Genomic DNA, 20,314 nt, shown 5'->3' with positions numbered 1-20,314 from the left:
TAACAGATCATATGATGTTGCAGGCGACAGAATCAGGAATTAGGAACTGTATGGGTATGGCTTTGAACCAGATGTAATCAAGAGCGTTCCAGTTACCGGATAATTTAGAGCCTATCAATATTTTGGCTATCGGTTATGGAAAAGGTATTGCAGAAGATTCGGGATACAGCTGATTCCAGAAACACGTATTCCTATGGAAGAATTAGTTTCTTATGATCATTTATAAATTTGGACAGAGATCATAGGTTGGGACAAAAGGCTTGCGTCATACTCTATATAGTATGCTCCGCAAGCCCTATTTCCATATATTCTATTTTGTTGTAGCTTTAAAAAGTCGTTCTGTACCGCTAATTTCAGCTAAGACAATATCCGTCATACGTTGTAGATTGGCAACATGATACGGATTGACCTGTTTTTTCCCATTCGTTCGTATCTTGTTTTTGAATACCAGAAAGATACTGCTGTAAAACTGTCATACACTTTCCAGCAGTATCTTTCGTTCTTCTTGAAAAAGCTCATAATTACAATGGGCATATCGAACGATATTAACGGAAAAGTTGACAAAGTACATTTCTAGAAAGATGAATTGAAACACCATATTTAAATAAGTTCGAGTCAAAAGATATGATAGGGATTAAAAAAAGAGATTATAAACAGTTACAGTTAAATATGAATCAGGGAATTAAGGGCATTTAGGGCAAAATGAGCAAAAAGAAATGTTACCGGAGCAGGAGAAATAACAAAGATAGCTGCCAGAGTACATAAAATTTTACTTTTTCCTGACTGCGCTTTTTATGTATCAACATTTTAGCTGATACAAATATAAGTTTTCCCGAATTTGGGAGAAAGTCAAAAATAAACATTAAGAAAGTTAACGGCATTCCAATAACATCATCAGAAGCCTGTTCTATTATCTGAACCGGAGAAGCCAGAAGAAAAGCTATAATTGGGTAGAATTTCAAAATATGCTGGATAACAGCTATCCACTGGTAAGACCCCGGATATATGTCAATATATACGAATGATAATGTGAACGATTCGTTTCGCAAAGAGCCGGATGCGGGAAAGCCGCACGTCTGGAGTTCTGTGAGGGGTGTACGACCGTAAGGGGTGCACCTACTCGACCTATGAATCCATCAGAGGAATGAATATTAGAAAACCGGAACGAATATGCGGGGAGGCCGTATGTTCGTTCCGGTTTTTATGTTACAGAAAATTACTGTGTTATGCCAACGGCAGAGAAATCTGAAAAGTAGAACCACCGCCCGGGGTATCCAGTACAGAGATTGTTCCTTTATGAAGTGAAATGATCTCATACGCAATACACAGTCCCAGACCAAAATGCTGCCTGTTATTTCTGGCAGAATCTGCCCGGTAAAAACGCCGGAAAACAGAAGTCTTGGCAGAATCCGGAATACCGGGTCCGTTGTCTTTGACGCAGATAAGAAAGTGCGTTTTGGTCTGTGAAAGGGAAAGAATAATTTTCCCGTTTTCGGGGACATAACTGATGGCATTGTCAAGAAGGATTCCAAGCACCTGACTGATCCTTTCCGGGTCACAGGGACAGGGAGGGATTTCCTCTTCCGGAAGTTCAATGAAAAATTTCATATGGTGGTCCTGCATCAGGGGTTCATACTTTTCGTAGGTATCCAGAAGTAAAGTATCCAGTTCACAGGAAACCGGATGCATTTTCCAGGAATGGTTATCTGCATTTGACAGAGAGAGCATATCATTTATCAGGAGGGACATTCGTGTCCCTTCTTTTTCTATGACTGAAAGAAAATGTCCCTGCTCTTTCGGATCTGCCTTTTTCATGGCAGAGATTCCGGACAGGATTACTGCCAGAGGGGAGCGAAGCTCATGGGAGGCAGCAGCGATAAATTCGGTCTGTTCCTGCCTGCTTTTTTCCAGGGGAGTGATCATTCTTCCGGTAAAGAACCAGGAACAGATACTCAGAGCCAGAATTGCCAGAAAAGCTGCGCCGGAGAATGCAAGTCTCTGTAACAGAATCTTGTGTTTTACAGAATCCAGGGAATACAGGATGATCATACTGACGGTTCCGTGGCTCTTGGGGATCAGAGCAGTGGAAACATAGAAATCTTTCATCTGAAAAAGATCCGTTTTGTCAGTTTACTGACCGCACCGGGATTGGAAAGATCAAGTGCATAGGAAGCAGCAGAGATTTCTTCTGCCTTCCGGAAAATCGTTTCATCCAGAGAATCCGTCTGTAGTTTTTTCAGATAAAGAGAATTTCCGTTGTCTCTGATATCCATGGAAATATCATAATTTTTTTCTGCCTGCAAAATCCAGTCACTGCTGATGATACTCTGCGTTTCCAGATGAGAGATACAGGAGATGGCGTTGTTCTGAAAGGTATTCCACGCATTCTGGCGTGTGCTGTTTTCTGCGATGAAATTACAGGCAGTTGTCATAATAAAAATGACGATGCCGATGATCAGAGCAGAGAAAAAAGTCATTTGAATATGAAGTCTGCGAAACATGAAATATTTACTCCTTTATGAGATTGTATGGTAATTGTATCATGAAAACCTGTAAATAATCTCTAAAAAAATTCCTGTAACCGAGTATAGAGACAATTTAGAGAAAACTCATGTATAATGAAAGATCAGGAGGATGAAAACAGATGAAAATTTTACTGATAGAGGATGACAGGGAACTGGCAGAGAGCATGAGATTTCAGCTCAAAAAAGAAGGCTATGAGACAGATATCTGCGATGACGGAGAAGAAGGGCTTTATTATATGAAAGAACGAAGCCATGATCTGGTGATTCTGGACCGGATGCTCCCGTCCATGGATGGCATCACTGTTTTGCAGGAAGCCAGAAAGAATCATGTTTCCACACCGGTGATCATGCTGACTGCACTGGGAGAATTACAGGATAAACTGACCGGACTGAAAGGCGGCGCAGATGACTATATGGTGAAGCCGTTTGCCTTCGAAGAACTTCTGGCAAGAATACAGTGCATGGTTCGAAGACCCGGAAGATGGGAGAACACGGCAGTATTATCGCTCGGAGATCTTATTTTTGATCCCGAAAGCGGCAGACTGGAAGGAAACGGAAAGGAATGTACCCTTTCCAAACGGGAAGGAGCACTTCTGGAGCTGATGCTTCGAAACGCCGGTCAGACACTTCCGAGAGAGGTGATCCTCAACCGTGTCTGGGGAGCAGACAGTGAGGTGGAGGATGGAAATCTGGATAATTATATTCATTTTCTGAGGCGAAGATTAAAAAGTGTCAGAAGTACACTGAACCTGAAAACCGTCCGGGGAATTGGATATCGGCTGGAAAATTAGAGAAAGTTTAGAGATTTGCCTGTTACAATCCATTTATCCTGAGAGGGACAGAAAGAAAATAAAAACATGGAGGTATATCCTGATATGAGAAAAATAAAAAGATGGAAACAGGGAATCGCCGTTGCCGGAGTGATCGCACTTACCGGCAGCCTGTTTGCCGGATGTGGCGGTGCAGATGGAAAAAATTCCGGAAGCAAAGGAAAAACAGGAAGCAGCAATCAGGCAGGAAATGCAGATACAGCAGATATTGTGAATGTAAATACTGACAATTCAGATGGTAAAAAAACAAAAGATGAGAGCACAAAAGCAATGGGACGTTTTCTGGAAAATGATCTTACAGTACCTGAAAATAGCCAGTTTCTGAGAGATGTCAAAGTACTCGACTCAGGTGCATTGCGCATGGTTTATTACAGTACAGCAGATAACTGTTATTATGCAGCAGATTCTGCAGATAATGGAGAAACCTGGACGAATGGAAAAAGTCTGGAAGAACTGTTGGGGCTTAAGGAGAATCTGGGAGAATATATCAGCGTTGTCTCTGCAGCAGCGGATGGAAGTATATTTGTCGGGGCAGATCTGTCTCCTGACAGGGACAATGAAAATGCACAGACAACAGCCGACAGTGGGGAAGAGGATTCTGCGTATGACAACCTGAAAATGGAATTTTTCTATCTTTCCCCTGATGGAAATGTACAGAAAGTTGATACCGGAGATACGATTCAGTCTTCCTATACATTTCAGGCATGTTTCACAGAGAATGGGACAGTTCTTATCGTAGATCCCGGCAATGGCGTAGCAGAGATCAATCCTTCAGATGGAAGTCTGGTGAGAAGATATGAGGAAGGAATCAGTGTTGATTTTATCGGAACAGCAGGAAAAATGTTGTTTACCATTCAGGATCAGACTCTTCACGGATATGATCTGGATACTGGAAAACCACTGGACAATATCAGCGCGCTTACAGAGCAGATCCAGTCTGATGAGCAGGATGTCAACTGGACAACAACCAGCAGTTTTCCGCTTATGTTCTTAAAGGGAGATGAGGATAACAGCCTTTTTTATATTGATCATACCGGTGTTTACAGATATGTTCTGGGAGGCAGCACAGTGGAACAGATAATCGATGGTTCCTTGAATTCGCTCAGTTCACCGGATACAGGAACTGTAGCATGGGGACAGGACAGCGATGGAAATTTCTATGTGGGCTGTAATGCAGGCGAGGATATCAGAATTTATTCCTATGTATATTCCAAAGATACCCCAACGACACCGGATACAGAGCTGACAGTTTATTCCCTGAAAGACAGTGACTTCATAAAACAGGCAGCAGTGCTTTTCCAGAAAAAATATCCGGATATTTATGTGAATATTGAGGCGGGAATGTCAGGAGATGATTCCGTCACAGATACGGATGCGCTGAAAGTGCTCAATACAGAGATCATGGCCGGAACAGGACCGGATGTTCTGCTGCTGGATGGAATTTCAGAGGATACCTATATAGAGAGAGGAATGCTGGAGAATTTAAGCGGGGTATTAAAAGACGAAGATATCCTGCCAAATATCAAAGATGCATATACAAAAGAGGATGGAAGCATTTATACCATGCCTGTCAAGTTCGGCATTCCGATGATAGAGGGAAATAAGGATATCATCGCCGGAATTACGGATCTGACAACAGAGGCTGATGCAGCGGAAAGCCAGAAAGACAGCTATGGAAAACTGAAATTTTTCAGCTCTTTTTCCATATCACCGTCCGGGCTGATACAGGGAACCATAGACAATAGTACACCGGCATGGATGAACGAGGACGGAACCCTCAAAGAAGATGCACTGAAAGAATATCTGGAGCAGGTAAACAGGATCTGGCAGACTCAGAAGGATGCGATAGAAGAGACAAAGAAAGCTTACCAGATGGGTGATGACTGGGCGAATTCAGATCGTTCCGGATATACAAATATTGCAGGATCGATAACGGATCTGCTTGTAAAAGTCAATACAGTGGCGGCAGGCGGTCTGCTTTCACCGGAGGGTCTGGTGTATCTGGATTCTGCAAAAAAAGTAGATCCGGATCTGGATTACAGACTTCTGAACGGACAAAGCGAGAATTGTTTCTATCCAAGGAGCATTGTGGGAATCAGTGCAAAGGCATCTGAAAAAGAAGCGGCAGAGAAGTTCGTAAAGTTCCTGTTTGAAGAGGAATCCCAGAGAGCAAGCAATGATGAAGGACTGGCTGTAAATAGCAAGGTTTATGAAGATATGGCTTACTGGAAAATGGGAAAATCCAGTGGAGATACCATTGGCTCGATCGGAACCTCTTATGATACGGGAGATGGTAATATCAAACAGTTTGTGATGGACGAGATCATTCCGGAAGATGAAGCAATACAGAACATCATGGATCTGGGAAAAACACTTACTGTACCTGCAAAGAGTAATCAGATCATCCGAAGTGCAGTAACGGAATCCGGTGAGAAATACTTCAATGGAGAAACGGGGCTGGATGATGCTGTGAAAGAGATCATGCAGGAAGTAAATCTGTATTTATCTGAATAAGCGGCTGTCTGCTGCTGATTACCCAATACTGCAAGGTAAGGGAGTTTAAGAGAATGAAGATTAATTTAAAAGAACACTTATCTTTAACAGAGAAACGGAACGCAAAATCAGATTTGCTGTTTAGTCGGAAACGAAATCGCAGAAGATCTGCAGCTTTCAGAAATACAGAAAAAGGTCTGGCTTTTATTCTTCCGAGTTTTGCAGGTGTCTGCATTTTCTGGCTGATCCCGTATGTGGATGTGATCCGCAGATCTTTTTGCGGGGCAGTGAATGGAGAATTTGTGGGGATAGAGAACTACAGGACGATATTTGCAAACAAAGCGTTTCGTCTGGCAGCAGGCAACACACTTCGGTTCTTCGGAGTGTGTGTGCCGCTGCTGGTGGTATTGTCTCTGATCATAGCAGTCCTGCTTGCAGGGCAGAAAAGATTTACGCAGATTCTGAAAAGTTTCTTTCTTCTGCCAATGGCAATCCCTGTAGCATCAGTGGTACTTCTGTGGAGACTGCTTTTTGACGATCAGGGCTTATTGAATCACCTGCTTCATATGTTATCTGTTCAGACGACTGACTGGATGAATACAGGTGCTTCTTTTTATGTACTGGTGATCAGTTATATATGGAGAAATCTTGGATATGATGTAGTGCTCTGGATGGCAGGATTGTCTGCCATTCCGGCGGCACTTTACGAGGCAGCAAAAGTGGACGGGGCAGGGGAGTGGAAATGTTTTACGAAGATCACACTCCCGAATCTGCTCCCGTCCCTTTTTACGATCGTGGTACTTTCTGTACTCAATGCATTTAAGGTTTTCCGTGAGGCATATCTGGTGGCCGGTGATTATCCGCAGGAAAAAATGTATCTGCTTCAGCATCTGTTTAACAACTGGTACAGGGACCTGTCGCTGGATAAGATGTCGGCTGCGGCAGTGGTGACCGGACTGGTGATTTTTCTGCTGATCCTGGGATTGTGGAAAGCCTGGGGGAAAGGCGGGGCAGAATGAGAAAAGTTATGCAGATATTCCGTATCAGGAAGATAGGAAGCCTGCTCCTTGTACTCCTTGCACTGGTGGCAATATTTCCGGTATTTTTTTCAGTTACAGGATCACTGATGGGGCAGAAGGAATTAAATGATCTTCTGGGGGCGGTACTGACAGCAGACAGTGGATCTGCTTCCGGTCAGGCAGTCAGTTATGTATTCTGGAGAGTACTTCCGCTTTATCCGACGCTGAGATCCTATGTGAAAGTCCTGCTGGATTCTCCGGAGTTTTTTGTGATGTTCTGGAATTCCGTCAAGATTACTGTCGGAGTTCTGGCAGGGCAGATCCTGGTGGGAGTACCGGCAGCGTGGGGATTTGCCAGATATCGTTTTCCGGGAAAAAATCTGCTGTTTATGATCTATGTGGCATTGATGATGATGCCCTTTCAGGTAATGATGCTCAGTAATTATCTGGTTCTGGATCAGATGAAACTTCTGGATCATCTGTGGGGGATTATTCTTCCGGCGGCCTTTTCCACGTTTCCGGTTTTTATCATGTATCGTTTCTTTGAGAGTATTCCGGAGGCACTGATGGAATCTGCGCGGCTGGACGGGGCGGGTGAGCTGCTTATTTTTATCAGAATCGGAATCCCTCTGGGTTCTGCGGGTATCATTTCGGCACTGGTTCTGGGATTTCTGGAATACTGGAATCTGATCGAACAGCCAATGGCATTTCTGAAGACCAAAAGTCTGTGGCCGCTGTCTCTGTACCTTCCACAGATCGATATCTCCCAGACAGGAAAGGCATTTGCGGTATCTGTTCTGGTTCTGATCCCGGCAGTGATCGTTTTTCTGGCAGGGCAGGATTATCTGGAACAAGGGATCATATCCACGGCAATCAAGGAATAGAGCGACAGAAACGAGAGGATTTATCTATGAAGAAAATAAAACTGATAAAAATTCTGGCAGGATTTTTTGCCCTGATGCTTTTGTTTACTTTTCTGTCCAGGGCGGCAGATTCGGTGAATGTAGCACAGGTAGAGACAAAAACAGCTCAGAATCAGGTGATCACGCATGAGGTGACCGGCACAGGTAAAGTGATGGGAACCAGAGAACGGGCAGTTTTTACCCAGGAGGGACAGAAGGTGGAGCAGGTTTATGTGCAGGAAGGACAGAATGTGAAAAAAGGGGATGCGCTGCTGAAGTTTTCTGTAAAATATCTAAAAAAAACCATAAAGGAAAAACAGGATGCCATAGATGTTCTGCAGGGGAAGATCAATGATCTGATCAGTGCAGAGTCTGTGAATCAGCAGAAGAGACATAATGAGTTTTCAGATGCACAGGAAAATTATAACAGTGCGGTTTCCAGCGGAAATTACAGTGTGCAGGCGGCACAGAATGAGGCAGCCATAGCCAGACAGAAGCTTCAGGATTATTACGCACAGCGGGATGCGGCGCAGAATGACGTACAGGATAAGATACCGGATGAGGAGAAGTTCAGTGATTCCAGCGAGTTTGATGATCCGGGAAATACAGACGATTTCGGGAATACAGACGATCCGGAGAACTCCGATGATTCCGGAAATACGGATCGCCCAGATGGCGAAGGGAATAAAAATACATCAGGAAACGGCGACAATTCGAATGCGCAGGACAATTCTCAGGAGCAGGCATTGATTGATGATATCCGGGCGAAAGAGGAGGCGGTCAATGAAGCCATGCTCAGCCGCAGAAGAGAACTTCAGTCAGCAGAGCAGGCAATCCGGGATACGCAGATCGGTGATGCTTCGGATTCCACGCTGGAGAATACGCAGGCGGAACTTGAGACTGCGCAGAAAGATCTGGAAACGTTGCAGAAAGTGCTGGCACGAAAGGGAAAAGTGAAAGCACCCTGTGATGGTGTGATAAAGAGTCTGAGTGCAGTGACAGGAAGCCAGACAGGAGCGGAAGCTGCGGTTGTCCTTTATGAATCCAAAGGAACCTTTCGGTTTCAGGCAGAGGTCAGCAAAGATGATCTGAAATACATAAAGAGTGGCGGAGAGGTAATTTTAAAAGGTGCGGATGAAAAAGAGATTACAGGAGCGAAAGTGGAGTCTGTGAAAGAGGACAGCAGTAATGAAAATCAGTACATTCTTTCTGTACAGGTACCGGAGGGAACTCTTTCCATAGGAGATACTGCGGAATTTACAATTTCTCAGGATGCAGGTCCTTTTAATGTCTGTGTTCCGCTGAGCGCATTGTATGAGGAAAATGGCAGATACTATGTTTATGTGACAGATACACAGAACACCGTCCTGGGTGAGGTACTGGTAGCGCGAAAAACGTATGTGAATGTGAAAGATAAAAATTCTTCCACTGCTGCGCTGGAGAACGGGGATTTATCAAGTGACCAGAAAATCGTGACTTCCAGTGACAGAGAGATCAGCAGCGGCAGCCGGATCAGGCTGCTGGAGGAATGAGTGTCAGAAGTCAGAGTGCCTTTTTAAGGAAAGCCGGTACTCTGACTGTGTGGCTGATTATTTTCTATATTTATTTTCTGGGAGTCTATAATTATGTGCAGATCAGAAATGATACAGCAGTATCGGTGTTTCTGTCCGCAGCTTATCCTGACAGGAAAGGAGCAGAAAATATCCTGAAGCAGGAAAGAAAAAGTGAGAAGCCTTATGATGTATGTTTTTATGCAGATGCAGGGTTGAGGGAGATTTCTGCGAAAGAAGGAAACCGGCAGGCACAGGCGATGACTGTTTATCTTAAGGGAAATCCCGCAGGGTATGACTGGCAGGCAGCAGCTCTGACAGAAGGTGATCCGGATGGCTGCGTGATTGATGGTGCAACTGCCTGGGAGCTCTTTGGCAATAAGGTTCCGGGTGGTCAGATTCTGTTTCAGGGACGTACTTATACTGTCAGGAAAGTTGCGGACTGGGGGCAGAAAATTCTGGTTTTCGGGGCGGCTTCTGCGGATGATACCGAGACGGAACTTTTTTATAATCGTTTGTTTATCAGAAGGAGAAATGGAGAAACCGAAGAAAGTACAGTGAACGGATTTCTGATGAAATACGGACTTCAGGGAACTGTGGTATCCTCGACTTTACCGAAAAATGCAGGACTGGCGGCATTACTGCTGCTTCCGGCGGTTCTTTCTGGCAGTCTGTGGACGGAAATAAGCAGAGAAAAAAAGAACTATACAGTGAAAGATGCAGAGTACTGGTTCTGCAACCTGCTGTATAGTGTAATGGCAGGGACGGTGGTCTGGCTTCTTTTTACACATCTGACCTGGCCGGAGGGATGGATTCCGTCAAGGTGGTCTGACTTTGGGTTCTGGAAAGAAAAGGTGGATCAGGCTGTGGCAGAATTTAAGCTGTATCTGATGCTTCCGAAGACGGTATCCCAGACGGAAGGTATGATTCTTGGCGGGAAAACGGTTTGTGCAGGAGGGGGTTCCTGTTTTCTGTATTTGTTGTGGAAAGTATATGAAAAGGGATATGACAGAATCTCTGACAGAGGAAGGCGAGGGAAGGATTTTCCAGTGGAGCAGAATTAAATCCGTGAAAATGTCAAAAAAAGAACTTAAACCTGAATTATTCACGGAACAGTATCTGAACTGATAACTGTACCATGAATCTAAAAATTGATCCATGCAGCTATAACATCACTCAATTAACCTGTCAAAAGGGTATAAAATCCCTCTGGCAAAGTTCTAAGCAGTTATTAGGTTGTCAAGGTTCGTTAATAGTTGCTATTCCAACTGTACATTCAGCTTACCGATATTTGAAAATGTCTCATAGAATTCATCCATTTGGATAGCAGGTTGAAATAATAGAAGCCGATATTTTATTTCAGTAAAACAGGAATAAAATATCGGCTTTGAAAGGTTAATTGGAAATATTTTCAATCTGCCATTGCTTTGATGACTCGTGGAGGCCAGCTTCCTTTTGGAGCTAATATAGGATCAATTAAAAATGTTTTTCCACCATAATATAAAAAAATGGTGGCATTTCGTATTTGCTGAAGGTACATGAAAATGTTCTCCTGTTAAATGATATTTTGTAAGTTGTTTTCTATAGATATCCGCTGATAGTAGATATCTATGATATCCTGTAAAGTAATCGTATTCATTTTTTCTTCGGCAGTCTTTTGAATTTCATTATAAAATCCCTGCAAAGATAACTGAATGTTAATGCCAACGCCACATTCTGGATTGGTATGAGTATCTAAATGAAGCAATGGTTTATCACCTTCAACTGCTTTATAAATATCCAGCAATGTAATCTGATCTGCTGGTTTTGAAAGAGAAGGACGGGCATGTCCGGCTACACTGGTCATAAGTTTCGCTTTTTTTAGTTTTAACATAAGCTGGCGTACAAAGCCGGGATTTGTATGGACACTTTCTGCAATTGAGGCGCTGGAGAGAGATTTTTCCTGGTTGATAGCAATCAGAACCATCACATGAACAGTATCGCTTAATTTCGTTGAGTATTTCATGATAAGAAACTCCTTGTAGTATGATATAATGATTTTGGTTTCACGTTTTTGAGGCGAAAATATTTCTGGTTTGTCAAAAACATCCCAAGTTCTCAACAGCTCTTTTTAATGTGTTGAGAAACTGTACATATTTTTTATTTTGATGATTGTAAATAATATAATTACAACTATAATGAAATTTAAAGGAAAAGTCAACATAGTAATAAAACTTACGGAGGATTGTATAATATGCTGATTGTGGACAAATTAAAAGGAAATTTATATACCAGAATCAAAAAACATATGACTAAAAAAATGTATCACCTTTATTATCGTGAAAACAGGGAAGCTTCACAGTCTAAAGAAGAATATGAAGCAAATTTATTAAGAGCATACCGACATTTAGACGCATGCAGATTCAAAAATAAGGGATGGCCATGTCCAACATGCCCAAGTTGCTGTTTTTGTGGAAAAGATTATGAAACTATGACTGAGGTAATGGATTTTGCCCGGGAATGGATGAAAGAGAATCCGGACAAAGCCAGATTTATGAAACCACCCAAATTCTTGCATAAACATTGATTATTATATGATGCGATAAAATGTTCGCAAAGGAGAAGTTATGGAATACAAAAATCAAACAGAAAATCGTGCATTTCAGGAAATGCTGCTGGCAGCAGTAAAACGGTTACAAAATCGTTCTGGAGAGGAGATTGCTGCAAAAAGTGGGGCTGTTTTTCATAGCAGTCGAAATATGCTTGAGGTACAGAGTTTTCATGAAGTGATTGAAATTCAACTTCCTGAGTTTTATATTAACTCAGATATGGATGAATGGCATTATCTGACATTGCTGCATTATCTGGATATGGCTGATGGAACAGAAGGTTCACAGAAGCTCATTACTTTTGGTAACCTGAAAGATGGATTGATTCGGGGAACCAAGTTTGACCGGACTGCAGAGCAGAAACTGGAAAAGCTTTTGCAGGATAAAGATCCTGAGAAAATTCAGAAAGCATGTAAAAACCTAGGTGCAGAATTCACAGAAACAAAGGCGGATCTGTGTGCTGTTTTTCCAGTTCTGCCAAGATATCCGGTAACTTTAAAGATATGGTTTGCAGATGAAGAATTTCCTGCATCTGGCAAAATATTTCTTCAGGATCATGCCGATCATTATCTGAGTGTAGAAGATGCGGTAACAGTTGGAGAAATTTTACTGCAAAAATTATCGGAAGCCTTTTCTTCTCTCTGATCATGAATCAGAAAACTTTCCAGCCCGGCTTTGATAAATTTGTCGATTACTGTCTGAATCTGTTTCCAGTCATTACAGTGATTGCGGAGCATCAGTCTGTTGATGGAAAGGCAGCCATTCATTTGAAAATAAAAAACCGATTCTGCCTGTTCAAAGGTCAGGAGGCTGTGTGACATAAGCCAGGTCACATAGCCTTCTTTTGTATTTTCTGCTATTTTTTCCAGAAGAATAGGGGCAATTGCATCATCCAGAAACAGTGCCCTGTATTGTGATTCCATCTGTATTTTCTGACAGAACGGATAGGAACAGCTTTTTTGATTTAGACAGAATAAATGATCTACAGTTGTTAACATATCCTGAGTCATATCATTAAAAATATCTGATAATACATCATGGATATCGTAGTAATGAAGATAAAAAGTGCCACGGTTGATTTCAGCATTTTTGCAGATCTCTGTAACTGTAATTTTCGTGAAACTTTTCTGATTTAACAATTCTAAGAACGTATCTTTTATGGTCTGCCTGGTATAGCGGGTACGGCGATCTTGTTTTCGCGTTTTTTCTGACATTATATACTCCTGTATTAGTTAGTAGCATATGATTTCTCAACAATTTTTCTGATGTGTTGAGTAACCATACAAATCTCACAGATTGATTATTGTAATTTATATAGTAACAACTATAATGAGGTTTAAAGAAAAAGTCAACAGATTGTTCAGAATTTTAGGAGGAAAAACATGGGACATGTAATTGCAGTATCAGGAAAAGGTGGCGTAGGGAAAACAACCCTTTGTGGATTGTTAATTCAATATTTATGTGAAAATAGAAAACATCCGATTTTAGCTGTAGATGCAGATGCAAATGCGAATTTGAATGAAGTGCTCGGCGTTGAACCGGAGATTACACTCGGAGAACTGAGAGAAGAGATTGAACGTGCAGGAGTTGATCCACGATATCAGATTCCGGCAGGAATGACAAAACAGGCTTATCTGGAAATGCGTCTTTCCGATGCAATTGCAGAAGAAGACGATTATGATTTGATGGTAATGGGGCGAACCCAGGGACAGGGCTGCTATTGTTTTGTAAATGGTCTTGTGCAGACCCAGGTTCAGAAACTGCAAGGTCATTATCCATATATTGTGGTTGATAACGAAGCAGGTATGGAACATATCAGCAGAGGAATCCTGCCAATGATGGAAGTTGCGATTCTTGTAAGTGACTGTTCCAGAAGAGGTGTTCAGGCAGCCGGACGTATTGCAAAGCTGATGAAGGAGTTAAACTTTAAACCACAGAAAACTGGATTAATCGTGAATCGTGTTCCGGATGGAAAACTGGATGCCGGAACTCTGGAAGAAATTCGAAATCAGGGACTGGAATTGTTAGGGGTTGTGCCACATGATGACCAGGTATATCAGTATGACTGTGATGGAAAGCCGATCATACAGCTTCCGAAAGATTCTCCTGTAAGAAGTGCACTGGGAGAAATTGTAAAGAAGTTGGGATTGTGAGTTGGAGGATTGAAAGTTTGAAGATTGAGTAAACAGAAATATTATCTGATTTGGCATAACTAATTGTAAAGAAAGGAAAATCTTCATGAGAAATCATTGGGCAGAAATAGAAAAATATTTAGAAGACCAGAAGATAGCGCAGGAACTAATTGGAGAACTGAGAGATTTTCACATGCGTTATGAGGTAGAGGATCAGGTAAAGGAACGGGTAGAAAAACCGGATATCCTGTTTTATGGGAAAAAGATTCTGGAAATGTCAATAGCAGCGCTTCTTCAGGGAGATAACCTGTTACTTTCCGGTGCGAAAGCTACAGGGAAAAATGTACTATGTGAGACACTGGCATGGATATTCGGAAGACCGGAATACGACATTTCTTTTCATGTAAATACAGACAGTGCCGATCTGATTGGAACGGATACCTTTATAAATAATGAGGTTCGCCTTCGGAAAGGCCCCATCTACCAATGCGCGGAATTTGGAGGATTTGGAATCCTGGACGAAATCAATATGGCAAAAAATGATGCGGTTTCTGTACTGCATGCCACACTGGATCATCGGCGCAGAATCGATATTCCAGGATATAACAGGATTTTACTTCATCCGGCAACACGATTTATCGGCACAATGAATTATGGCTACGCAGGTACCAGAGAGCTAAATGAAGCATTGGTTTCAAGGTTTATGGTAATTGATATGCCTGAAATGGATGAGGATAGTGTCCTTTTTGTATTAAGACAACATTTTCCAGATGGGGAAAAAAGTGCACTGAAAGCTTTTGCAGGACTGTTTCTGGATTTGCAGATCAAAGCTTATCATGGAGAAATCTCAACAAAATCTCTTGACCTGAGAGGACTGGTTTCTGCTGTAAAAGCAACAAAAAGCGGACTTTCTCCAATTGATGCAATCCAGATGGGGATCATAAATAAAAGTTTTGATGTATTTGAAAAAGAGATCATAGAAGATGTGGTTTCTACCAGAATCCCATCTTCCTGGACCGGAAAAGACATATGGGGGTAAACTTGTATGGAGGATGTCAGATGGCCGGCGAAACAACTGGAAGAACATCGTCTGGAGATCAGCAATCGTATCAGAAATCTTTTTTGGACAGTCAGTGGTGATTATGATATGGAATTTGAACCGGACACAGAAAAATATGTTTATTCAAAACAAACGGTTCTATATGAGGCAGTGAAGCAGGGTGCCTTTGCACGATATTTTGATCAGAAGAAACTTGGCATGTATTTGATGAAAAAATTACATTTTTCTGCTGGAGAAGATATACTTTTGCCTCTTGCTGGATTATGCATGGATGCTGCTGTGGAGCGTTTTATCATTCGAGAACGTTTGGGAACAAAGGAAATCAGAGAACAGGCGTTCAGAGAATTGGAAAAGGCCGAGAAAGAGCAGGTATCAGACAAAGCTGGAACAGACCTGATTCACAGGATTAGGCTTCTGTATATAAGGCATGTTCTGGAGAACACAGACGATGAGGGAATGGATTCACAGGCAGAGATTGCATTGTACAAGATTCTTTCTCTGAAGGATGCGGAAAATACGGAAGATGTCATAAACGTGATAGATGAGATTTATAATCATGTTCTGGATCCCTCTTTTGAAAAAAGGAATGGAAATCTGGAGAAGATTCTGAATTTACCGGATATGGCATTAGCCAATGACGCGTGGCAGGAATGCATGACGGATGAACAGATGGAAGACATCATTCAAAAATATCTTTCTAATCTCAAAAAAAAGATGATGAGTCTGGATATCAGAAACAAAAAGAAAAAAAGATTTTATTTCTCTCCGGAAAATGAAGAAGTTCCGGAAAGCTCGGAGAATATAAATCCACAGGCAGTGCGACGGATACGGGAATATGTGGAACTGAATTACGGGAAATCGTATCTGAGTGAATCGGAGCAGGCCAGAATCAACCGGAAATTTTGTACAGGAATCCACAAAAACTGTATCCTGTATCTTACAGATGGAATTTTACAGAACCCTGTCATAAAAAATAATCAATACCGTTTTTCTCAGCTGCAGTTTGAAAAAAATAAAGCCTATTATGGAAATAATCACTGGATCATCAAAAGAAATATTTCTGTGTTGGCAGAGTCACTGAAACGGGCATTTATAATCCGAAAGGATGATTCTGTCAGCAGATCTGATGCAGGGCAGCTTGTTCCTGAAAGGTTATGGAAAATTGGAAGAACAGACGATGACAAGTTATTTAATAGAAAAAAGAGAGCAGAAGATTCTGAGTTTGTAATAGACGTCCTGATTGATTCCAGTGGTTCCCAAGCTGGCAGACAGGCTCAGGTAGCGGCGCAGGGATATATTATCAGTGAAGCATTAAGCCAGGCAGGAATTCCTCATCGGGTGACAGGATACTGTGCTTTCTGGGGATATACAGTACTTCAGAGATTTCGGGATTATGAAGATCCAAGGGAAACAAATGAAAGAATCTTTCAATTTCGGGCGTATGCCAATAACAGAGATGGGCTTGCACTGAAAACAGTCTGTTCCTCTCTCATGGAGCGACCGGAAAAAAATAAGATTTTAATCGTATTAAGTGATGGAAAACCCTGTGATATGAGCATACAACGACCAGGAACCCGCCAGCCCAAGATCTATGACGGAGAAGGAGCTGTGAAAGATACTGCATATGAGGTGCGTCGGGCCAGAAATCAGGGAATTTTCGTAATTGGTATTTTTGTAGGGAATGAAGAAGAGCTCTCCGTGGAAAAGAGAATCTATGGAAAAGACTTTGCCTATATTCGTAATATCAGCAATTTTTCCCGTATGGTAGGAACTTTTTTGCGAAGACAAATTGATATGGAATAAAAATGGAGGAATCACTATGGGTAAAATTGAATTTGCCAATTGCCAGGATGTAAGAAATCAGAAAAAGATACAGGAATTAGATTGTCCACGCTGTCATGCACCGGGAGGCATTGAAGCCTTTGTGAAAGACGGGATACTTGCAGAGGACGGAGTATGTGATAACTGCGGATATATTCTTCCGGAAGGAACAGAACTGGAGGAAGTGGAGTAAGAAGCCTTAAAAGGTATTATAGAGAAACTGGAATTATAAATCATAATAGATTACGGGTAAAGGAGATAACAGATGAAAATAGCAGTTTGCGGAAAAGGTGGATGTGGAAAAAGTACAGTAACCAGTCTTTTGGCTAAGGCTTTAGCCAGACGAGGAAAAGAAATTTTGGTAATTGATTCCGATGAATCTAATTATGGTCTACATCGACAGCTAGGTATGAAGCTTCCCAGAGATTTTACAGACTATTTCGGTGGTAAGCAAAATGTTTTAAATGATATGATGTTATCAAAATTTACTCATCAGTTTTTTGAGGAAACCTGGACTATAGATGATATACCGGAAGATTATTATAGTCTGAAGGACGGTGTAAAACTGATGAGCAGTGGAAAAATTCACCAAGCAAATGAAGGGTGTTCTTGTGCTATGGGAACTGTTATGACTCAATTTATCCAAAATCTCAGGCTTACAGAAGACCAATTTGCGCTAATGGATATGGAGGCTGGTATTGAACACTTTGGACGTGGAATTGATAACGGTGTAGATTTGATATTGATAATTATAGATCCATCCTATGAATCCCTACAGCTTTCCAAAAAAATCGGGGAATTATCGGAAAGTATTAGAAAACCATTTTATTACGTTCTCAATAAAGTAACAAAAGAGAATCAGGAAATGATGTATGAAGCTGTATGGAATTCAAGTCGAGTCGCTGTATCTCTTAGTGCGGATACTAGTATTATGAGAGAGGGACTGATGGGGAAAGAACTATCAGAAAAACCAGATGCTATTGAAAACTTAACAGAATTTCTACTTTCTATTTAAAGAATGAGGAGATTTACTGTGGATATATGATAAAAGAAAACCAGATTATACAGATATAATTTGTAATATTACATCCACTTGACGCAAGAGAGATGCAGTGATATACTGGAACAAAAGTTATTTATAAAATAACAATAAAAACCTGGGACTATATTGTGTGATTGAACAGTTACAAAGAATGCAATTCTTGTGGAGGGTATGGGATGATACAGATTGCAATTGTTGAAGATGAAGAAATTTACGTAAAACAATTAACAGAGTATATCCGGAAATATCAAACGGAAAGGGGAAGATCAATAAAGGTTACAGTATTTGGTGATGGAGAAGATATCACTGAAAATTACAATGGCGGTTTTGACATTATTCTGATGGATATTCAAATGCGGTTCATGGACGGTATGACAGCAGCAGAAAAAATTCGTCAAATGGATCAGAAAGTAATTATCATGTTTATTACAAATATGATTCAATATGCAGTACGTGGATACGAAGTTGATGCAATGGATTATGTAGTAAAACCAGTTGAGTATTTTTCTTTTTCGCAGAAACTGGATAAAGCAGTTGGTCGTATGCGTTCTGAGGTTAAAGAATTTCTTACGATTCCGATTGGGGAAGGAGTTGTAAAGATAGATATAGCAGATATCTATTTTATTGAGGGGCAGAGACATAATGTAATTTATCATACTTCGAGAGGAGATTACTGTTCAAGAATTACGATGAAAGAACTCGAAGAAAAACTTGCGGTACATAATTTTTTTGATGTGCAAAGGGATATCTGGTAAATATGAATCATGTAGAGGGATTTGTTGGTTCTGATTGTGTGATCCATAATGTACATATACCTGTCAGCAGAACCAGAAAAAAAGACTTCATGAATCTGCTTCTGCAAAACCTCAATATGGAATGATTTCATGCGAAATGGAGAATACTATGTTATATCAGGATATTCCAAGAATTTATACGGCAATAGCAGAGTGGGGATCATGTCTGGTTTATCTTTATATCCTGGAAAAAGAAAACATGAAATCTGTACATTTTCTTATAGGCAGTCTTTTCATGTTGGCAATGCAGAGTATTTTTCTGACTTTGACAGGCAGCGTAACTGAAATTTTGTGGATTCCCTGTATGATGATCGCTGCAGGTATGATGTATGGATTTCTTATGGTCGAGGAAAGATGAAGCCTCTGGGAGCGGCTTATTGCTGTGCCCGTGCATTTGTTCTTGCTGAGTTTGTAGCTTCGCTGCAGTGGCAGATTGTATCTATTGTACAGGCATGGGGGAATCAAAGCATCTGGGTTGAAATTCTGATCACGATGGTTATTTTTGGAGGCTGCTTTACTATTAATATTTATTTAGAAAAAGATCTCCTGAAGCAGAATTATCTTGAACAGATGACAGTAAAGGAAGTAGCAGCGGCGGCAATCATGGCTGTTGCAATCTTTGCTTTTAGTAATCTGAGCTTTTTAAATGAAAATGCACCATTTGCGAGCAGAGAACGTGCAGATATTTTTTCTATCAGAACACTGATCGATTTTGGAGGAATTGCAATCCTGCATGCTTATCAGAGCAGGATCAGTGAGTATGTTGCCGAGAAAGAACTTTCAGTAATGAACGTGATGCTGAAAAGCCAGTATGATCAATACCGAAATTATCAGGACAGCCTGGATCTCATACAAATGAAATACCATGATCTGAAACACCAGATAACGGGACTTCGTGCGGAATCAGATGAAGAGAAACGAAAAAAATGGATTGATTCCATGGAAAAGGAAATCGCTGCTTTTGAAAATATAAGCAGAACGGGGAATCAGGTACTTGATACGATTTTGGCAGCTAAGATTTTCCATTGTCGAAAAAATCATATACAGATTACCTGTGTGGCAGATGGAAAATTATTGGATCATATGCATGTAACAGATATATGTTCTATATTTGGAAATGCTTTGGATAATGCGATTGAACATGTAATTTTGATTCCAGATTCGGAAAAAAGACTGATCCATCTGACAGTATCCGCTCAAAAAGGATTTGTGTTCATCAAGATAGAGAATTATTGTGAAGCAGAAATTTCCAAAAATGAAGAAGATCTGATTACAACAACAAAAAAAGACAGTAAAAACCATGGTTTTGGATTGAAGAGTATTCGTAAAGCTGTAGAAAAATATGATGGTTCTGTAGTATTTGGAGTACAGCAGAACTGGTTTGAATTAAAGATTCTTTTACCCAGAGTATTGTAATGCTCTGGGTATTTTTGTTGCCAAGCATACGACAAAAAGGTCCGGTGGACCTTTTTTAGTATTTTGTGCCATATTTGTTGCATCTTGTGCCAAAAACGGCACGAAATAATAACCATGTTATAGTAATGCCAACAGGAAATGA

Annotated in this window: 20 protein-coding genes and 2 pseudogenes; 17 read left to right on the top strand and 5 right to left on the bottom strand. The window is 41.1% G+C overall.

Going from position 1 to position 20,314, the window contains the following annotated elements; genetic code table 11:
• Nucleotides 1-226, top strand: a pseudogene (locus AC058W_RS00255) (nitroreductase family protein); the annotation flags it as partial.
• Between the two features lie 998 nt (nucleotides 227-1,224).
• Here AC058W_RS00255 and AC058W_RS00250 read toward each other — a convergent pair.
• Both AC058W_RS00250 and AC058W_RS00245 read right to left on the bottom strand, forming a co-directional pair.
• A complete protein-coding gene (locus AC058W_RS00250; RefSeq protein WP_479389516.1) occupies nucleotides 1,225-2,106 on the bottom strand; it encodes a sensor histidine kinase in 882 nt (293 codons plus the stop codon).
• The gene (locus AC058W_RS00245; RefSeq protein ID WP_479389515.1) at nucleotides 2,103-2,501 is read right to left on the bottom strand and encodes a hypothetical protein; all 399 of its coding nucleotides are present in this window, start codon (nucleotides 2,499-2,501) and stop codon (nucleotides 2,103-2,105) included. Before AC058W_RS00245 ends, AC058W_RS00250 begins: the two co-directional genes overlap by 4 nt.
• A gap of 143 nt (nucleotides 2,502-2,644) precedes the next feature.
• Here AC058W_RS00245 and AC058W_RS00240 point away from each other — a divergent pair, with 143 nt between their 5' ends.
• The 6 genes from AC058W_RS00240 (at nucleotide 2,645) to AC058W_RS00215 (ending at nucleotide 10,383) form a co-directional block, all read left to right on the top strand.
• A complete protein-coding gene (locus AC058W_RS00240) occupies nucleotides 2,645-3,316 on the top strand; it encodes a response regulator transcription factor (protein WP_227311431.1) in 672 nt (223 codons plus the stop codon).
• Between the two features lie 84 nt (nucleotides 3,317-3,400).
• Nucleotides 3,401-5,869 (top strand): extracellular solute-binding protein, encoded by a 2,469-nt coding sequence (locus tag AC058W_RS00235; RefSeq protein WP_479389514.1) that lies wholly within the window; start codon nucleotides 3,401-3,403, stop codon nucleotides 5,867-5,869.
• Nucleotides 5,870-5,922: 53 nt separating this feature from the next.
• Entirely contained in the window at nucleotides 5,923-6,867 is a 945-nt protein-coding gene (locus AC058W_RS00230; RefSeq protein WP_186994757.1) for a carbohydrate ABC transporter permease, read from the top strand.
• On the top strand, nucleotides 6,864-7,751 hold the full coding sequence (locus AC058W_RS00225; protein WP_242859357.1) for a carbohydrate ABC transporter permease: 888 nt from the start codon (nucleotides 6,864-6,866) through the stop codon (nucleotides 7,749-7,751). The genes AC058W_RS00230 and AC058W_RS00225 overlap by 4 nt, the downstream gene beginning before the upstream one ends.
• A gap of 26 nt (nucleotides 7,752-7,777) precedes the next feature.
• Nucleotides 7,778-9,301 (top strand): HlyD family efflux transporter periplasmic adaptor subunit, encoded by a 1,524-nt coding sequence (locus AC058W_RS00220; RefSeq protein WP_055199610.1) that lies wholly within the window; start codon nucleotides 7,778-7,780, stop codon nucleotides 9,299-9,301.
• The gene (locus AC058W_RS00215; protein ID WP_117676342.1) at nucleotides 9,298-10,383 is read left to right on the top strand and encodes a hypothetical protein; all 1,086 of its coding nucleotides are present in this window, start codon (nucleotides 9,298-9,300) and stop codon (nucleotides 10,381-10,383) included. Before AC058W_RS00220 ends, AC058W_RS00215 begins: the two co-directional genes overlap by 4 nt.
• A gap of 347 nt (nucleotides 10,384-10,730) precedes the next feature.
• Here AC058W_RS00215 and AC058W_RS00210 read toward each other — a convergent pair whose 3' ends face one another.
• Nucleotides 10,731-10,859: a hypothetical protein gene (locus AC058W_RS00210; RefSeq protein ID WP_278277962.1), complete on the bottom strand. Its 129-nt coding sequence runs from the start codon at nucleotides 10,857-10,859 to the stop codon at nucleotides 10,731-10,733.
• 15 nt (nucleotides 10,860-10,874) lie between these two features.
• The gene (locus AC058W_RS00205; protein ID WP_117676341.1) at nucleotides 10,875-11,324 is read right to left on the bottom strand and encodes an Rrf2 family transcriptional regulator; all 450 of its coding nucleotides are present in this window, start codon (nucleotides 11,322-11,324) and stop codon (nucleotides 10,875-10,877) included.
• 228 nt (nucleotides 11,325-11,552) lie between these two features.
• Between AC058W_RS00205 and AC058W_RS00200 the strand changes: the two genes are divergently transcribed.
• Nucleotides 11,553-11,885, top strand: a complete 333-nt coding sequence (locus tag AC058W_RS00200) for a nitrous oxide-stimulated promoter family protein (protein ID WP_015542172.1) — start codon at nucleotides 11,553-11,555, stop codon at nucleotides 11,883-11,885.
• Between the two features lie 40 nt (nucleotides 11,886-11,925).
• The gene (locus AC058W_RS00195; protein WP_019162594.1) at nucleotides 11,926-12,552 is read left to right on the top strand and encodes a DUF3786 domain-containing protein; all 627 of its coding nucleotides are present in this window, start codon (nucleotides 11,926-11,928) and stop codon (nucleotides 12,550-12,552) included.
• On the opposite strand, the gene AC058W_RS00190 is transcribed toward AC058W_RS00195, so the two are convergent.
• Nucleotides 12,474-13,121: a TetR/AcrR family transcriptional regulator gene (locus AC058W_RS00190; RefSeq protein ID WP_019162593.1), complete on the bottom strand. Its 648-nt coding sequence runs from the start codon at nucleotides 13,119-13,121 to the stop codon at nucleotides 12,474-12,476. The genes AC058W_RS00195 and AC058W_RS00190 overlap by 79 nt on opposite strands.
• Nucleotides 13,122-13,289: 168 nt before the next feature.
• Between AC058W_RS00190 and AC058W_RS00185 the strand changes: the two genes are divergently transcribed.
• From AC058W_RS00185 to AC058W_RS00150, 8 genes and pseudogenes are all read left to right on the top strand, one after another.
• On the top strand, nucleotides 13,290-14,060 hold the full coding sequence (locus AC058W_RS00185; RefSeq protein ID WP_479389513.1) for an ATP-binding protein: 771 nt from the start codon (nucleotides 13,290-13,292) through the stop codon (nucleotides 14,058-14,060).
• 85 nt (nucleotides 14,061-14,145) lie between these two features.
• Nucleotides 14,146-15,078, top strand: a complete 933-nt coding sequence (locus tag AC058W_RS00180; protein WP_019162591.1) for an AAA family ATPase — start codon at nucleotides 14,146-14,148, stop codon at nucleotides 15,076-15,078.
• Between the two features lie 6 nt (nucleotides 15,079-15,084).
• A complete protein-coding gene (locus AC058W_RS00175) occupies nucleotides 15,085-16,902 on the top strand; it encodes a cobaltochelatase CobT-related protein (RefSeq protein ID WP_479389512.1) in 1,818 nt (605 codons plus the stop codon).
• Nucleotides 16,903-16,918: 16 nt separating this feature from the next.
• The gene (locus AC058W_RS00170) at nucleotides 16,919-17,113 is read left to right on the top strand and encodes a hypothetical protein (protein WP_479389511.1); all 195 of its coding nucleotides are present in this window, start codon (nucleotides 16,919-16,921) and stop codon (nucleotides 17,111-17,113) included.
• Nucleotides 17,114-17,185: 72 nt separating this feature from the next.
• A complete protein-coding gene (locus AC058W_RS00165) occupies nucleotides 17,186-17,935 on the top strand; it encodes an ATP-binding protein (protein WP_118137647.1) in 750 nt (249 codons plus the stop codon).
• Nucleotides 17,936-18,138: 203 nt separating this feature from the next.
• A pseudogene (locus AC058W_RS00160) lies at nucleotides 18,139-18,842 on the top strand (LytR/AlgR family response regulator transcription factor).
• A 23-nt stretch (nucleotides 18,843-18,865) separates the two neighbouring features.
• Nucleotides 18,866-19,114: a hypothetical protein gene (locus AC058W_RS00155; RefSeq protein ID WP_479389510.1), complete on the top strand. Its 249-nt coding sequence runs from the start codon at nucleotides 18,866-18,868 to the stop codon at nucleotides 19,112-19,114.
• Nucleotides 19,111-20,172: an ATP-binding protein gene (locus AC058W_RS00150; RefSeq protein ID WP_479389509.1), complete on the top strand. Its 1,062-nt coding sequence runs from the start codon at nucleotides 19,111-19,113 to the stop codon at nucleotides 20,170-20,172. Before AC058W_RS00155 ends, AC058W_RS00150 begins: the two co-directional genes overlap by 4 nt.
• The last annotated feature ends 142 nt before the right edge of the window (nucleotides 20,173-20,314 follow it).

Source organism: Blautia sp. CGZ-1-C1 (assembly GCF_056504575.1).
The sequence above is the reverse complement of the archived record's forward strand: the minus strand, read 5'-3'. Positions and strand labels throughout refer to the sequence as shown.